This is a genomic window from Candidatus Binatia bacterium (genome assembly GCA_036504975.1).
Classification (GTDB): domain Bacteria; phylum Desulfobacterota; class Binatia; order UBA9968; family UBA9968; genus JAJPJQ01.
Genome location: DASXUF010000050.1, coordinates 18,065 through 31,590, shown reverse-complemented (window position 1 = coordinate 31,590; position 13,526 = coordinate 18,065). Strand labels below are relative to the sequence as shown.

10 protein-coding genes are annotated in these 13,526 nt (G+C 61.9%); 7 read left to right on the top strand and 3 right to left on the bottom strand.

Annotated features, from left to right (window positions below):
* Window positions 1–3: 3 nt before the first annotated feature.
* Window positions 4–1,068 (bottom strand): NAD(P)-dependent oxidoreductase, encoded by a 1,065-nt coding sequence (locus tag VGL70_06670; protein ID HEY3303203.1) that lies wholly within the window; start codon window positions 1,066–1,068, stop codon window positions 4–6.
* 234 nt (window positions 1,069–1,302) lie between these two features.
* Between VGL70_06670 and VGL70_06665 the strand changes: the two genes are divergently transcribed.
* A complete protein-coding gene (locus tag VGL70_06665; protein HEY3303202.1) occupies window positions 1,303–2,346 on the top strand; it encodes an extracellular solute-binding protein in 1,044 nt (347 codons plus the stop codon).
* 112 nt (window positions 2,347–2,458) lie between these two features.
* Here the strand turns inward: VGL70_06665 and VGL70_06660 are convergent, their stop codons facing one another.
* Together VGL70_06660 and VGL70_06655 are read right to left on the bottom strand one after the other, a co-directional pair.
* Entirely contained in the window at window positions 2,459–3,208 is a 750-nt protein-coding gene (locus VGL70_06660) for an SDR family oxidoreductase (protein HEY3303201.1), read from the bottom strand.
* Between the two features lie 315 nt (window positions 3,209–3,523).
* Entirely contained in the window at window positions 3,524–4,975 is a 1,452-nt protein-coding gene (locus tag VGL70_06655) for an MFS transporter (protein ID HEY3303200.1), read from the bottom strand.
* Between the two features lie 217 nt (window positions 4,976–5,192).
* Between VGL70_06655 and VGL70_06650 the strand changes: the two genes are divergently transcribed.
* The 6 genes from VGL70_06650 (at window position 5,193) to VGL70_06625 (ending at window position 13,524) form a co-directional block, all read left to right on the top strand.
* Complete coding sequence (locus VGL70_06650) at window positions 5,193–6,299, top strand: DegT/DnrJ/EryC1/StrS family aminotransferase (protein HEY3303199.1); 1,107 nt, start codon at window positions 5,193–5,195, stop codon at window positions 6,297–6,299.
* A gap of 5 nt (window positions 6,300–6,304) precedes the next feature.
* Complete coding sequence (locus tag VGL70_06645; protein ID HEY3303198.1) at window positions 6,305–7,195, top strand: glycosyltransferase family 2 protein; 891 nt, start codon at window positions 6,305–6,307, stop codon at window positions 7,193–7,195.
* Between the two features lie 259 nt (window positions 7,196–7,454).
* Entirely contained in the window at window positions 7,455–8,483 is a 1,029-nt protein-coding gene (locus tag VGL70_06640; GenBank protein ID HEY3303197.1) for a Gfo/Idh/MocA family oxidoreductase, read from the top strand.
* Between the two features lie 127 nt (window positions 8,484–8,610).
* Window positions 8,611–10,341, top strand: coding sequence for a glycosyltransferase family 39 protein (locus tag VGL70_06635; protein HEY3303196.1), 1,731 nt, complete (start codon window positions 8,611–8,613; stop codon window positions 10,339–10,341).
* Window positions 10,338–12,020, top strand: coding sequence for a glycosyltransferase family 39 protein (locus VGL70_06630; GenBank protein ID HEY3303195.1), 1,683 nt, complete (start codon window positions 10,338–10,340; stop codon window positions 12,018–12,020). The genes VGL70_06635 and VGL70_06630 overlap by 4 nt, the downstream gene beginning before the upstream one ends.
* Window positions 12,021–12,039: 19 nt before the next feature.
* Window positions 12,040–13,524: a glycosyltransferase family 39 protein gene (locus tag VGL70_06625; GenBank protein HEY3303194.1), complete on the top strand. Its 1,485-nt coding sequence runs from the start codon at window positions 12,040–12,042 to the stop codon at window positions 13,522–13,524.
* Window positions 13,525–13,526: the final 2 nt, after the last annotated feature.

The window sequence follows — 13,526 nt, the reverse complement described above, 5'->3', positions numbered from 1 at the left end:
TTTTCAAATGATCCTCTTCCCTCCGAACCGGCTCTGCCACTGCGCGATGACTTCCTTATTATAGACGTTGTCCGGCACTTCGCCGCGGAGCGCGGCGAGAACCGACCGAGTCGCCCAGGCGACGCCGGGCTTGAGGCCGCTGCCGACGTTGGAGGAGATCATATGCGGCGAGATCAAGACCTTGTCGCCCATTTTTCTGAGCGAGCTTTCCGCGGCCAGCGGCTCGTTCTCGAAGACGTCGAGCGCGGCGCCCGCGATCTTGTTTTTTTCGAGCGCTTCGATCAACGCCTTCTCATCCACGCAAAAGCCGCGCGACGTGTTGACCAAAATCGCCGCCGGCTTCATCAGCGCGAGCTCGGCCGCGCCGATCATATGGCGCGTCTCTTTGGTCAAGACGACGTGCAAGGTGACCACATCTGAAGTCTTGAGAAGCGTCGGGAGGTCCACTCGCTTCACGCCGAGCTCGGCGAACTTAGAGTCGGGAACGTAGGGATCGTAGCCGATGATCCTCATTTCCCACGGGCGCATCAGCTTGGCGATCCGGCCGCCGATCCTCCCGAGACCGATAATGCCGAGCGTGATGCCCGGGTAGCCGTCGCTCGCGCGCGAGCCGAAGTAGGTTCCCTGGTAGTCGAGGTTCCGCCACGCCTGCGGATTTTCCTTTAAATAGCGGTCCCTCTCGCGGACTTTCTTCATCAGCGCCAGCATGTTCGTGATCGCGCCCTCGGCGACCCCTCCCCAGTTCGATTCGGTCGGCGAGTGCGCGACGAGAATGCCCAGCTCGGTCGCCGCATCCACGTCCACGTCGTCCACGCCGATCGTGTACTTGGCGACGATGCGGAGATTCTTCGCGGCCTGCATGATCTTCTGCGTGATCGGCGTGCTGCGGATCGACGTTCCCACCAGGGCGTCGGCCCCTTCGGCGAGCTTCGCCATCTCCAGCTCGCTGTCTCCCTGGGGCGTGTCCCAGTTGGCCGCGCCCTTCACGAGGTCGCAGCCGTTGTCCCTGAGAATGTTGTCGCTCTCTCCGGTCGGATCCGCAGGCGCGAAAACGAACACCTTGGCCATCGCTTTCTCCCTTCTCGATAAAACATTTCGCGTTTTCGAGTCCGAACATATAAGCCGGCGGCGCGCGAAGTCAACAGGCACAAAAACCGTGATCGTGCTCCTGTCACTTTGAAGCGGTCCTCTGGACCTTCGTGTTCGTCTCCTCCTCCACGATCACGAGTCACGAACACGGCGTTTTCTTCCATTGCCTTGCACTCCCGGCATCCAGACGGTACAAATTAAATAGAGGCACGTATGCGCCGGCTCGATAGTGTCAGGTTCCTGCTTGTCCTTTCCACGTTTATTGTTCCTCTACCGTCGTTTTTGGACCTCACGGCGCTTTCCGCGGCTGTCGGCGCCGATCTCCCGGCCGCGATCGCGGAAGGCGCAAAGAAGGAGCGCGAGGTCGTCGTCTACGGCGCCACCCCGACACGGGCCATGCGGCCCATCATGCGCCAGTTCGAAAAAAACTACGGCATCAAGGTCAATAATTGGCGCGGCGACGCCGAAGAGATCGTCGCTCGCGTCGAATCGCAGGCCAAGAACGGCAAAATTCTCTTCGACGTGGTTTTGGGCCACGAGGCGGTGATGGCGACGCTCGAGCGAAAGGGGCGCCTTGAGCCGTTCGAGCTCCCGGCCGCCCAGCGCTTCGCCAAGCATTTCCTTCACCCCGAGCACAAGATAACGCCCTGGGCGGCACTGCCCATCGGCATTAACTTCAACACCGATCGGCTCACGCCGAAGCAAGCACCCAAGTCGTGGGAGGATCTGCACGATCCTAAGTGGAAGAAAAAATTCGCCATGCCCCATCCCGGGCAGCACGCGACCATGCTGCAGTTCCTTCTCAACCTGGAAAAACTTCTGGGACCCAAATGGCTCGCCGTCGTGGAGGGGTGGGCGCGGCAAAAGCCGCAGTTGACCGGCGGCTTTCCGGAAGAGATTCCGCTCCTCACTTCGGGCCAGGCGCCGCTCGGCATCGGCACCATCAAAGACAAATTCCAGTTTGCCGCGCCGATCGATTACGTAAGAATGAACCGGTATCTGGCCTCCCTCAGCTTCGTCGCCGTCGCGCACGGCGCGCCGCACCCGAACGCGGCGCGCCTGTTCGCCGACTTTTTTGTCAAGCCGGAGCCCCAGGAGATATTCGCCAAGCTGGGCGAGTACGTCCTGCATCCCGACGTCGAAGGGCGTTTCAGAAACGACGTGACCGACGACCAGATCGTGGCCATGAGACCGCTGACGGCAGCGGAAAAGGAAACCTGGAAAAAGAAGTTCGGCGAAATGTTCAAAGGACAATAACCGTGATCGTGCTCGTGTCACTTCGAAGCGGTCCTCTGAGCCTTGGTGTGAGTTCCCTCCCCCACGAACACGAGCACGGCTTTTTTCTGGACACGTTCACGTCTTCATCCGGCTAGCTCATAACCGCCAGCGCGCCGCCGTCCACCAGGAGATCGGCGGCGGTGATGAAGTCCGATTCCTCCAGGCAGAAAAACAGCACGGCCGCCGCGACATCGGCGGGCACTCCCTTGCGCCCGACGAGATTCTTGACGTAGCGGTTCTCGGGCACGGCGTCCTCGCCTACCGGCGAGCCGATGCGGTTCGGCGTGACCGAATTGACGCGGATGCCGTGCGGGGCGAGCTGCACGGCGAGCGAGCGCGTGAGGTTCAGCACCCCGCCTTTGGCCGCCGTGTAGGCGGTGGCGTCGGGGCGGCCGACGTAGCCCGAAGTCGAGGCGATGTTGACGATGCACCCCTTGCGTTTGTGATCCACCATCACGCGCGCGACGGACTTGACGCAGAGAAACACGCTCTTCAGCGTCACGCCCATCACCTTGTCCCATTCCTCCTCGGTGAGGTCGAAAATGTTCTTTCGGTCGGTCCAGGCGGCGTTGTTGACCAAAATATCGATGCCGCAGCGCCATTTCTCATCGACGGTCCGGACCATTTTTTCCACGTCCGCGGCCGACGACACGTCGCACACGACCGCGAGCGCCCGGTCTTTGTGCGCCGCGTTGATCTCCGCCGCCACCTTTTCTCCCCTCCCCTTGTCGAGATCGACGACCGCCACGCGCGCGCCTTCCGCGGCGAATCTCTTGGCGATCTCCTCGCCGATATTTCTCCCCGCGCCGGTGACGATCGCCACTTTACTTTCCAGTTTCATAAAAACTCCTTGCTCTTAAATTATTGACCCACGATTTACGACTTCGAGTCCCCATGCCGCTTAGGCTTTTATATATTCTCCTCCGATGATGCGAGGGTTTGAGCCTCGGAAACCCAGGACACCGAACGTGCAGCCAAAACGGCGCGGCCGCCCCAAGTAGCTCGTCTCGAACAACGCCGCAGAAACTGTCGTCACCTCTGCCGCTCATCGCTGGGTCAACCACCGCCCTATTGTCCTGGGTTGGAGAGGCTCGATCCCGAGCATTATCTCCCTTTCGCCCTATTGTCCTTGGTCGGAAAGGCTCGATCCCGAGCATTATCCTCTTCCCGCCCCTTGAATCTTGCCGCTCCCGCGCATCAGCGAAGTCGACAGCGCGACCAGCGTGATCACCACCGCGGCCATGTAGCTCGTGTTCATCGATCGGACAAAGGCCGGCGCATTCCCGGCGCTCGGCGGCGCGCCCGGCGTGCCGGAATAATACTCGAAGGCAAGCGCCAGCAACAATCCGCCAAGCGAGACGCCGAGCATGTGCCCGAGCTCGAACGCGGTGTGCACCATGCCGTTGGCGAGCCCGCGATGCGCCTTCGGCACGGAGCCCAAGATCGCCGCCTGGTTCGCCGAGTTAAAAAAAGCCGTACCGAGGCCGGTAAGCGCGAGCATCGCCGTGGGGAGCAGCCAGTGAGAATCCACCCGCAGCGCGGCGCCGATCAACACCGCGGCGAGCGACGCCAGCACGCCGATCGTCGCCGGCGCCCGCGGGCCGATCTTGTCGGCCATGTGGCCGCCGACCGCCGACAGGCTGACGGTGAAAATCGGCGGGGCCAAAAAGATCAAGCCCATGAACGACGGCGAGAGGTGCAGCACCCCCTGGAGATAGAACGGCAGCAAAAAGCTGACGAGCCCGCGCGTGATCGACAGGGTCAGCAGGCTCGCGACGCTGCACGCGAACATTCTTATTTTGAAAAGCGCGAGCTGCATGATCGGGCTCGGCGATTTGCCCTCGTGGGCCAAAAATCCCCAGAGCGCAGCGCCGAACGCCAGCAGCAAAACGTCCTTGCGCGCGATGCCGATCAGATCGGCGGCCTTTTTGTCCAACAGCAGCGTGAGCACGAGCGTCAACGCGATCAGGAGCGTCGCGCCCCCGTAATCGACCGTGGCCCGGTGCGGCGGAGCCGCCGGCGCCGACTTTTTTTTCAGCTGGGCGATGCTGAGCGCCGTGCCCACGACGCCGAAGCCAGCGATCAGGAAAAAAATCGCGCGCCAGTCTACATAGTCGATGATCAGGCCGCCCAGCGGCGGCCCGAGAAAAAAGCCGGAGTGAAACGCCATCGTCATGTAGGCCTGGGCCTTGCCCACGCGACCTTCGGGAACGGCATCCATCGCCAATGCCCTGCTGGCCGACTGGGACATGGCCGCTCCCAGGCCGTGAAGAAAGCGAAAGACGATGAGCTGCAGGACGTTCTGTGACACGCCGCAAAGAAACGAGCTCGCCGTCACGATCACAAAACCGAGGGCATACATTTTCTGGCGGCCGTAAATGTCGCCGAGGCGGCCGAAGACGATGGAAAGACTCACGCCCGCAAGCTGGTAGGAGATCAGCGCCCAGGCGATTCCTAAAATATCCGCGCCCAACCCCGCCGCCAGCGTCGGCAGAGAGATCATGAAGATTCTCGTGGACAGCCCAGCGACGAAATTGCCGAGCATGGCGTTGATGAGAAGCAGCCAGTCGGTGCGTTCGTTCTTAGGAGCGCTTGCGGTGGAAGCCATTTTCTCTCCCGCCTTTTGTAGTGGCTTTGTTGTTTGAGTGCAAACGGCCTCTTTCTCTTTCCTGCCGCCTCGCGCCGGGAGCCTGTCCTGAGCAAAGTCGAAGGGCCTCATGCCTACCCGAATTTGTTATTTGTGAAAAATTCAGGTACTAACTGGGCTATTAATTTCACCGTCGCGGTCACCCAGCATTTCCTTTGACAACCAGCGAAACTATTCGATGAAAATCCCTCTTCTAGACCTGACACGAAAATATCGCGCCATCGAAGGCGAGCTCAACTCAAAGTGGGCCGAGGCGCTGTCCTCGATGAGGCTGTTGAACGGCGCGAACCTCGCGGAGTTCGAGCGCGAGTTCGCGCGCTATTGCGGCGTCAAGCACGCCGTCGGCGTGGCGTCCGGCACCGACGCGATCTTTCTCTCGCTCCGCGCCTTGGGAGTTGCCAACGGCGACGAGGTGATTCTCCCGGCGCACGTTCCGGCTCCGGTCATCGAGCCGATTTTCTCCGTCGGCGCCCTGCCCGTGCTGGTGGAAAAAGCCCGGGACGACTACGGACCGGACTTGAAGTCGCTCAGGGCGGCGATCACGCCGCGAACCCGGGCGATCATGCCGGTCCACATGCTCGGGCTCCCCTGCGACATGGACGCGATCCAAAAAATCGCCGGAAACATCGCCGTCGTCGAAGACGCGTCCCAGGCCCAGGGCGCGCTATATAAAGGAAGGCGGGCCGCCGGCCTCGGCGCGATCACGCCGATGAGCCTGGGACCGGTAAAAAATCTCGCCTGCTACGGCGACGGCGGCGTGGCGCTCACGAACGACGACGCGCTCGCCGAGACGGTGCGCCTGCTGCGCGTCCACGGCCAGGCGGAAAAATACAACCACAAGATCTACGGCTGGAACAGCCGGCTCGACGAGATCCAGGCCGCGCTCCTCCGCGTCAAGCTGCCGACGCTCGACCGCGACAACGCGCGGCGGCGCGCGATCGCGGCGCGCTACAGCGAAGCGTTCAAAGACCTGCCGCTCAGGACGCCGCCCGAGTTTTCCGACCGCGAGAGCGTTTATCATCAATACGCGGTGGAGACGCCGGAGCGCGGCGCGCTGAAAAAATTCCTCGACGGCAAGGGAATCGGCAGCGGCATCTACTACCCGCTCTGCCTGCACCATCACGAAGCGTGGCGCTCCCAGGGCCTGCCGGCGTATTCGCTGCCGGAGGCGGAAAGGTACGCGAGAGAGAACCTGGCGCTCCCGGTATTCGCCGAGCTGAGCGATGAAGAAGTGGACACTATCATCGCCGCGGTGCGGGAATATTTCCTGGCGAGGGGCCGATAGTCTCCGTGCAGCCCGTCAGGCTCTCCGTCGTCGCGCCGATGCACAATGAAGAGGGCAACGCGCGCGTTCTCTACGAGGCGATCCGCGACACCCTGGAGCGCCACGGCGAGCCCTATGAAATCATCTTCGTGAACGACACCAGCAGCGACGGCACGCTGGCGGTGATGAAAGAGATCGCCGGCCGCGACGAAAAATTCCATTTTGCCGATCTGGAAGCGAATGTCGGCGAGAACTGGGCGCTCCTCGCCGGCATTTCCAGAGCGTCGGGAGAAGTGATCGTGACCATCGACGGCGATTATCAGAACGACCCGTCTTACATTCCGGCCTTGCTGGAGCGACTGTCTCAGGGATACCGCGTCGTGTCGGGATGGCGGAAGAATCGGGTCGGGAGCTTTTGGGACCGGCGGCTCCCTTCGCTGGCGGCGAACGCGCTCATCCGCCTCGTCAGCGGCGTCCCGGTGCACGACTGCGGCTGCGGTCTCAAGGCTTACCGCCGGGAGGTGATCGAAGGCAAGTACGTCCCCAAAGGATTTTTGAACCGGTTCTCCCCGGTCGTGTTCGGCGTCAAGGCGGAAGAATTTTCCGAAGTCGAGATTCTCGACCGCGAGCGCAAGGCGGGGACGTCGCATTATGGCATCAGCCGCGTCTTCGAGGTGTTGCGCGATCTCTTCGTGTTGCCGTTCGCCGTCCGCGGGCCGGCCAAATGGCTCGGCGAGTTCCGCAAGCTCCAGTGGATCGCCGCGACCGCGGGTGCTTTTTTTTTATTTCTCGGCTGGAGCGTCTGGGCGCTCGCGGCGTTGATCGTCGCGATCGCCGCCTACGCCAACGCGCAGAGCCTGGAGCGTTTCGTCCAGGCGCAGATGCGGCCGCCGTTTCGGATCAAAGAGTTTCGCTAGTCTCATATTTTTTTTTAGGAGAATTCTCGCAGATGACGCCGCCACCCGCTCTCCGAGCCCGCGCAATGGGTCGGTGCTTAATCCCACCGCTAGTGTCGGATGCGCGGGCTCTTCGAACGGGCGCCGGCGTCCTTTGCGAGTCCGAGGGGCGCAAGGAAGAGGGCCGCGGCCGTCCGATTAGAGTGGTTCGACTCATGGCACTACCCTATCGGCCGCCGCCTGAAGACTTGCGCCGCGAGGACTCGCTTTCGGGAGAATTATGAAAATCTCCGTCGCATTGGTGGGCGCCGGTTACTGGGGCAAAAAGCTACTGCCGAAATTCTTCGCCGCGCCGGATTGCGCGGTCGCCGCAGTCTGCGACCTCGACGCCGGCTACCGCGCCGAGATCGAAAAGGCGTTTCCCGGCACGCCGACGACCGCCTCGTACGACGACGTGCTCAAAAATCCCGCCGTCGACGCCGTCCTTCTCGTCACGCCGCCGGCCACTCATTTTTCCTTGGGAAAAAAGGCGCTCGAAGCCGGCAAGCATATCTGGATTGAGAAGCCGTTGGCGCTCCGACTCGCCGAAGGCAAGCAGCTCGTTGCGCTGGCGGAGAAAAATAAAACCGTCCTCTTCGTCGATCACACCTTCCTCTACGACCGCGCCATCCGCATGGCGCACGACATGATCGGCGGCGGCGAGCTGGGCGACGTTCATCACGTCTTCTTGCAGCGGTTGAACCTCGGGCGCATCAAGCGCGATTCCAACGTCTGGTGGAACTCCGCGCCGCACGACGTCTCGATCCTGCTCTATCTTTTGAGGGGACGTCCCGTGAGCGTGACGCTTCACGGCTACCGCTATCTCCAGTCCGACGTGGAAGACCTCAACATGGCCGTGATCGAAATGTCCGACGGCGCGTCGGCGTTCATCTACCATAACTGGCTCTTTCCGGAGAATACGGCGAAGCTGACCGTGATCGGCAGCAAGAAGCTGCTCACGTACGAGGGCAAGTTCGACAAGCGCGACGCGACGCTCTACGAGTACGCGACGGGCGAGAAGGTGGCGGGCGGCGGAGCGAGTCCGGAGCTGGCCAACACGATTCCATCGAAGATCATCGCCGAGCACAAGCTCGAAGGCGTGGCCTCCGAGGAGCCGCTGACGACGGCGGTCGGTGATTTTTTGGACAGCATCCGCGCGCGCCGAGCGCCGGTCTCCGACGGCGGCTTTTCGCTCAAGGTCCTCGCCGTGCTCGACGCGGCCGAGCAGTCGCTGCGCTCGGGGGGAAAGAAGACGGCGATCGAGATCTGAGCGTGTTCGTGCTATTTCGAAGCGGCCCTCCGATGGTTCGTGTTACGAAACGGGCCTCTGATCTTTGGTGTTCATTTCACTCCCTCTCTCCTCACGATCACGAGACACGAGCACGATCACGTTATTTATGACCGAAGCCCGCCCTCAAACATTTTCTCTTTTACCAGGCGCCGCCCTCGTTCTCGTCCTCTGCTTCGTGCTTTACTTCTGGGGCTTGGCGGGCGTCCCGTTTTACGACAAAGGCGAGCCGCGCGAAGGACTGGTCGTCTGGGAGATCTGGCAAAACGGCACCTGGATCCTGCCTCTGCGCGAGGGCGTCAATATTCCATCCAAGCCGCCGATGTTCCACTGGCTCGCCGCGCTGACCGCGCATGCCGCCGGCTCGTTCAACGAGTTCACGATCCGCTTTCCCTCGGCGCTGCTCGCGACGATCGGCGTTCTGCTCACATATCTCACCGGCGCGCGCCTCTGGGGACAGAGCTCGGGCCTCGCCGCCGCAGTCGTACTCGCCACCAGCCCCGAATGGTGGCGCGCCGCGACCGGCGCGCGCGTCGACATGACGCTTACGTTTTTCATGCTGTGCACCTTTCTCTATTTTCGTTTTCTCTACCAAGCCGGCGGCGGCCTGGGGCGGACGCTGCCGCTGGCGTTGCTCGCCGGTCTCGCCACCCTCGCCAAAGGGCCGGTCGGCGCCGCGCTTCCCGGACTCACGGCGCTCGCGTTCCTGTGGCGCAAGCGCGACCTCGCGTTCGTCAAGCGGCTTTCTCTTCCCGTCACGATTCCGTTCGGCATCGCCGTCGCCACCGCCTGGTATCTGCTCGCGCTCCAGCAAGGCGGCGAGAGATTTTTTCTGCGCCAGATCGTGCACGAAATCGTCGGCACGCCGCTCGGCGGCGCCGGCCACAATCATAATATTTTTTACTACATTCCCGCGCTGATCTTCGGCATGGCGCCGTGGAGCCTGTTCTTTCCGGCGCTGGCGATTTTTCTTTACCAGCGACGGCGGCGGCTCGTCGAAGACGAGCTGCTCTACCCGCTCGCCTGGTTCGCCGCGGTCTTCGTCGTTCTTTCGCTCGCGCTCGGCAAGCGTACCGTCTATATTTTGCCGCTTTATCCGGCGGCGGCTTTGCTCTTCGGCGCCTGGTGGCAAAAATCATCCGCCGGCGAGTTTTCATCCACCGGCTGGGCGAAGGGCGCCGCGCTCGCCGCGGCAGCACTCCTGGCGCTCGTGTCCGCGGCGCTCTTGGCGGAAGCTCTCGGTTGGAATCCGCTGAGCTTCGTCCAGTCCTTTCTTCGCGCAAGGGACCGCGAAGGGCTGGCGTTGGTGGCGAACGCGATGGACAAACACCGCGCGGCGATCTTTCTTTATTCGGCTCTCTCGGCCGCCGCGGCTGTCTTGCTCGTTCGCGCCGCGCGGAAAAATGTTTGGTCCCCGGCGCTCGCGGCCCTCGGCGCCGTCATGGTCGGTTTCTTCTGGCTCGCGCAAAACGTATTCCATCCCGAGCTTGCCGCCGCGTACGATTTCAAGCCGTTCATGGCGCGCGCGCGGGAAAAAGTTCCGGCGGACGCGCCGCTCGTATTTTACGGCGGCGCCAACAAGGCGCCCGCGTTCTACGCTCGTCTGTATGCGCCGAGCTTCCGGCAAAAAACGGCGGGAATAAAGCCGCCCTTTTATATGTTGATCGCGGAGAAGCACTGGAAGGCGATGCGAGGCAAAGAAGGTTTGGCCGAGCTGGACGTGAGCGAGGCGATCGGAATCGACGGACGCCAGCGGCTTTACCTGGTGAAAGTTACCGAAGCGGCCAAGATCCAACTGCCCGAGCCCGTCGAGCCGCGGGATGAAGGGGCGGACGAATGACGGAAGCCGCCGGCCGGACCCTCTTCACCCAGCCCCGTTTCGCCGCGCCGCTTTTCTGGCTGCTTGCCTTGTTCATCTTGTTTCGCCATCTCGGCGGAGCGGCCCTGTTCGATCCCGACGAAGGCAGAAACGCCGAGATCGCACGCGAGATCCTGGTGACAAGCGACTGGGTCACGCCCTACTACGACTTCATCCCGCGCCTGGAGAAGCCGATTTTTTTCTATGCCGTAACGGCGCTCTCTTACACGCTCTTCGGCATATCGGAAGCGGCGGCGCGTCTTTCCTCGGCCGCGTTCGCGTTCGCCGTTCTTCTCGCGACCTATTTTTTCGCCCGGCGCTTCCTGGGCAAGTGGGCGGCGCTTTGGAGCGGCCTCGTCTTGCTGACGTCCGTCGAGTTCTACGCCTTCTCGCGCATCGTGATCCTGGACATGGCGCTCGCGTTTTTCATCACGCTTGCGGTGTTTTCATTTTATCTGGCGCAGGCGGCCGATGGCGGCGCAAAGCGGCACTACTATTTTCTCATGTACGCCGCGCTCGGCTCGGCGGCGCTAGTCAAAGGCCCGGTTGGAGTCGTGTTTCCGGGAATGATTGTCGCCGCCTATCTGGTCGTTCGAAGGAAGTGGTCCGCGCTGGCGGAAATGGAGCTGGGCTGGGGCATCGCCATCTTCTTCTTGATCGTCGCGCCGTGGTACGCGGCGGTGGAGATCAGAAATCCCGGCTACCTTGGTTACTTCGTCGGCCAGGAGCACTTCGGCCGCTATCTCACGCCGTACTTTCAGCGCACCAAGCCGTGGTATTTTCTCTTCGCCGTCCTGGCCGGAGGATTTTTTCCCTGGACGTTTGTTCTCCCCAGCATGGCCCGGCGGCTGGGGAAAAAGCCTCTCGACGACCTTTCTTTTTACCTGCTCCTGTGGGCGCTCGTGCCTTTTATCTTCTTCAGCTTCTCGCGCTCGAAGATGGCCGAGTATCTGCTGCCGATCTATCCCGCGCTGGCGATCCTGGCCGCGAAGACTATGGTGGACGCGCTTAAAAAATGGGAGCTGTGGATGCTGTCGCTGACCTGGCTGGTTCTGGAGCTGACATTTCTTTACCTTCTCCTGAGTCTGGCCTGGCCGCAGATCCTGCCCGACGAGATCCATGAAATCGTCGGCGAGCTTCCGGCCACGACGAACGCGGCGGTCGCGCTGCTCGCTCTGGTCGCCTTGCCGTGGGCCGCGTGGACGACGCAGAGAAAAAACCGCGAGCAACTGTTTCTGCCGGCGTGTCTGGTATTTTTTCTTTTCTATTTCTTCGCGCATAGCTTGGTCGAGCCGATCTCTCGCGCCCGATCCTACAAGGAGCTGGCGCTAAAATCGGCGGCTTTTCTTCGCCCCGAAGATCAGCTCGTCATTTACGACACCTATCTGGCGAGCGTGCCCTTTTACCTCCGCGCCGACAAGCCGATCTGGATCGTGACGCCGGAAGACACGAAGGACGTGATGGGGAGTTTTTACGCCGCGCAAACGAAACTCGCGCCCGCGCCCGGCTACGGCAAGGTGGTTTTCACCTTCGCCGAGTTTCAAGAAGAATGGTCGCGCCGGAAGCTCTTGGTCTTCGTTAGGCAGAAACGCCTCGGCGAGCTCGACGGCCACAAGCCGCTCTTGCAAGTCGGCAACATCGCGTTGGTCACGAACCGATAGCCGTGTAGTATTGGATGTCATGAGTCGAATAGCGTCCCGCGATAAATTATTTCTCGCGCTGATCCTGGTCTTCTTCGCCGCGTGGACGTACCTGCTGCCGCCGATCTGGAATCACGGCGAGGCGCGCGAGGGGCTGGTGGTGCGGTCGATCGTGGAGGAGCATCAGTGGATATTGCCCTACCGCAACGGCGAGATACCGTCCAAGCCGCCGCTGTTCCATTGGATCGCGGCGGGGCTGGGACACATCTTCGGCCTCTCGGATTTTACCCTGCGGCTGGCGTCGGTAATCGGCGCCGAGTTCATGGCGGTCGTCACTTTTATTTTGGGCATGGCGATCGGCGGACGACAGACGGCGTGGCTCGCCGTCGGCGCGCTCTTGGGGATGTATCAATTCTGGGGCGCGGCGACGGAGGCCCGGGTGGACATGGTTTTCGCCGCCTGCGTCACGGCTTCCATCGCCGGCTTTTTTTTCTGGCAGCGCGACGGTCGCGAAGGCGCGCGGGTCGCTTCTTATCTTGCCGCCGCCTCAGCCGTGCTCGCCAAAGGCCCAGTGGGCGCCGCGCTTCCCGGCGTCGTGATTCTGGGATTCCTCGCCGCGGAGCGGCGGGTCCATCTTTTCTGGAAATTCATCTCCTGGCCGCTGATCGCGCTCGCGCTCTTGATCGATCTCGGCTGGTACGCGCTCGCCTATCGCATCGGCGGCAGCGAATTTGTCGAGTGGCAGATCATGCACGAGAACGTCGATCAGCTTCTCGGCACCCGCGGCTTCGAGAGCAACAAGACGACGCTCTCCATGCTGGTCTGGATTCCCACGCGGACCTTTCCATGGAACCTCGCGCTCGTCTGGATTCTCGTCCGGCGGCGCCGCGGCGAGCGTCCGGACTCCGCCGAACGCTTCATGGTCGTCTGGTGGGCCGCGATCACGGCCTTTTTTTTCCTGGTCAACATCAAGCGCTCGATTTACCTTCTACCCACCTATCCCGCGGTCGCCCTGCTGGCGGCGCGGGCGATCACAGCCGCGCTGGTGAACGCAGAAGTCTCCCGGCCGGAATCCATGGGAAGAATCTACCGATGGCTTCAGAGCGCCTTGCGCACGCCCCGGCGCGCGGTGATGACGATGGTTCTCGTGGACCTCGCGCTCATCCTGCCGAATCCGGTCATCTGGAAGCGCATGGCTTCTTACCAAGACACGATCGCCTTCGTGGATCAAATCGGCGCCATCGTTCCAAAAAGCACCCCGCTCTTCGCCGGCCAGCAGCTCCGGGAGTCCGATCTCCTCATCATCGCTTACCGCTTGGACCGAACGATCGAGCGCAAGGCGATCGCCTGCGCCGGAGCGAATGAATATTTTTTATCGCGACTGAAGCCGACGGATTTCGACAAAGTCGAGACCCGGCTGCTCGCGGCTTCGGAAGAGAACAACGCCGCGCTGGCTATCGTGCTCGCGCCGTCCGGCAAGCCGTGCCCGAAGAAAGAGCGGGCGCGAGAGGAAGACGCTGACTAAAA

Excerpts from the sequence above, each read along its gene's own strand:
- VGL70_06635 (HEY3303196.1), top strand. The coding sequence starts at position 8,611 with ATGACCGAAGCCCGCCCTCAAACATTTTCTCTTTTACCAGGCGCCGCC.
- VGL70_06655 (HEY3303200.1), bottom strand. The coding sequence starts at position 4,975 with ATGGCTTCCACCGCAAGCGCTCCTAAGAACGAACGCACCGACTGGCTG.
- VGL70_06660 (HEY3303201.1), bottom strand. The coding sequence starts at position 3,208 with ATGAAACTGGAAAGTAAAGTGGCGATCGTCACCGGCGCGGGGAGAAAT.
- VGL70_06640 (HEY3303197.1), top strand. The coding sequence starts at position 7,455 with ATGAAAATCTCCGTCGCATTGGTGGGCGCCGGTTACTGGGGCAAAAAG.
- VGL70_06625 (HEY3303194.1), top strand. The coding sequence starts at position 12,040 with ATGAGTCGAATAGCGTCCCGCGATAAATTATTTCTCGCGCTGATCCTG.
- VGL70_06630 (HEY3303195.1), top strand. The coding sequence starts at position 10,338 with ATGACGGAAGCCGCCGGCCGGACCCTCTTCACCCAGCCCCGTTTCGCC.
- VGL70_06665 (HEY3303202.1), top strand. The coding sequence starts at position 1,303 with ATGCGCCGGCTCGATAGTGTCAGGTTCCTGCTTGTCCTTTCCACGTTT.
- VGL70_06670 (HEY3303203.1), bottom strand. The coding sequence starts at position 1,068 with ATGGCCAAGGTGTTCGTTTTCGCGCCTGCGGATCCGACCGGAGAGAGC.
- VGL70_06650 (HEY3303199.1), top strand. The coding sequence starts at position 5,193 with ATGAAAATCCCTCTTCTAGACCTGACACGAAAATATCGCGCCATCGAA.